The 1,216-nt window shown below is 21.7% G+C and carries 2 protein-coding genes; both read right to left on the bottom strand.

The window, feature by feature from the left end; all coding sequences use genetic code 11:
• The coding region (locus MBCUT_RS00855) for a PD-(D/E)XK nuclease family transposase (RefSeq protein WP_211263741.1) at positions 1 to 316 on the bottom strand (316 nt) is incomplete at its 3' end.
• A gap of 271 nt (positions 317 to 587) precedes the next feature.
• The gene (locus MBCUT_RS10680) at positions 588 to 794 is read right to left on the bottom strand and encodes a hypothetical protein (protein WP_157082416.1); all 207 of its coding nucleotides are present in this window, start codon (positions 792 to 794) and stop codon (positions 588 to 590) included.
• Between the last annotated feature and the right edge of the window lie 422 nt (positions 795 to 1,216).

Genomic DNA, 1,216 nt, shown 5'->3' with positions numbered 1-1,216 from the left:
AAAGTGATCTTTTTATCATCTCACCAGTGTTATGTCTTTGTGCTTCTATAATTATCTCTTTATTATATGTTTTTGATCTTATATCAAGTATACAATACTTATCTTTCAGTTTTTCTGCAGATAACTTGGTATTCTCATTAATTTCTATATTATCTAATATTTCATCCATTGAAATGTTTTTTATTTCATTTTCAGTTATTATTTTGTTTTTGTTTTCAAGTATTGCGTTTATAAAGGATAATAACTGCTCCTCATCACCTTTTTCACCCATACACTTTAAAACAGCAAAATCATTCAAAGGATCCAATTCTCTCATAAAAATAGCTATTATCACCCATAATATATAAATTCAGTGGTAATAACCAGATCAATATTGATTTTAAAACATTAAATTGATTTAATCAAAAAATTAGCACCATACATTAAAAAATTAAGACCAGAATAGAAATAGCTATTATAGTTACATAAATAAATACTATAATTTTCTCAATAATTATCTAAATTGCTGGGAAATAATTATTTTTATTTTTTCATATTATCTTGGTCAAAATCCTTAATTTTATTATATAATCAACTTATTTAGATGATTATTTATATTTTGAATTTTTTATATTGTTTTTGTAGTTGGATTCTGTAACTAGTTTGTTGTAGTCTACTTCAATGTATTTGTAGTATTTTTTGTGTTTTAAATAGTTAATATATGAGATATTTATTGTTATGGAGTTTTCAGGTTTTAGATATTTTCCGAATGAACCAAAGTTTTTGACTTGGTAGCTTACAAGGCTTTTTTGCACTGTTTTTAGGGCTGTACCATAGTTTTATGTAGAATTTTCCGTTCTTGAGATTTCCTTAGTTTTATTTAAAAAATTTAGGGCTGATGGTTTATTTTTTTATCAACCATTTTCCTTTTTTACTAATATGAACATCTCTTATTTTTTTGATTAAGACATGAAAATCTTTTATATTTTCTTTTATTGATATGGAGAGCTTTATTTGTTTAATTAAGATTAAAGTTTTTATTTCTTATAATAATTTTCTATTTTTAAAGTGAAAAGGATACTTTAATTTCTTTTATTATATTCAAAGATATCAAATAGCTAATACAAAATAATTAATACTTGGTAGAATATACTAATAAAGTATATAAATTAAAATTGATATATTATAAAAAGAATTAGCTATTTTGTTATTTTAATAAATTATTAATATATAAAAA

The sequence above is a fragment of the Methanobrevibacter cuticularis genome (assembly GCF_001639285.1).
Classification (GTDB): domain Archaea; phylum Methanobacteriota; class Methanobacteria; order Methanobacteriales; family Methanobacteriaceae; genus Methanobaculum; species Methanobaculum cuticulare.
The sequence above is the reverse complement of the archived record's forward strand: the minus strand, read 5'-3'. Positions and strand labels throughout refer to the sequence as shown.